At 42.4% G+C, this 621-nt stretch carries 1 protein-coding gene; it reads left to right on the forward strand.

Annotation, left to right across the window (positions count from 1 at the left end):
* Positions 1–184 (forward strand): ferritin-like domain-containing protein (locus AC5590_RS08780; RefSeq protein WP_211178827.1); only part of this gene is annotated, 184 nt, incomplete at its 5' end.
* Between the last annotated feature and the right edge of the window lie 437 nt (positions 185–621).

Genomic DNA, 621 nt, shown 5'->3' on the forward strand with positions numbered 1-621 from the left:
GTCGCGATTGCTAGAAGCCCATGAATTGATCGTTGGGGAATTGAGAGTGGCGATCGATAAAACGGCAGCGAATCAGGATAGTGGCACTAACGATTTGTTAGTCAGCCAAGTCCTGCGAACCAATGAGACACAAGTTTGGTTTCTGGCAGAACATTTGGTGGATACACCATTGGTACGCAGTTAGCCTCAGCCATTCAACAGCAAGGGACAAATGCCCACTCTTGGTCACTTACATCACTCGGATTTTTTGTTCCATTCCTTTAGTTTATTTAGCCTAACAAGTTCATAACACGCTCTAGCCACCAGTAATATCGTGTCCGGTTAAAGACTTATCATGAAGGCTGCAAGAGGGCAGGGGGAAGGGAGCAGCGGGAAAGGATTTTCACTCTTTCTGCAAAGATTTCGGAATAATAACTAATCAACCGAACTTGATATAACAAATAGTTTCGGCTGGGCAACGATGTTGGTAGAAAGTGATTCCCATTTCACAATTACTGCTGATCAAGCATCACTGTTAAATCTATTCACTTAACAGTGCCATTTCAACAGATTGTTTACTACTTATCAAAGGAGAGTGTCATGGTTGCTCAAGTAAACTCACAATCACCAAAAATTTTGGAA

The sequence above is a fragment of the Brasilonema octagenarum UFV-OR1 genome (assembly GCF_963888615.1).
Taxonomy (GTDB): domain Bacteria; phylum Cyanobacteriota; class Cyanobacteriia; order Cyanobacteriales; family Nostocaceae; genus Brasilonema; species Brasilonema sennae.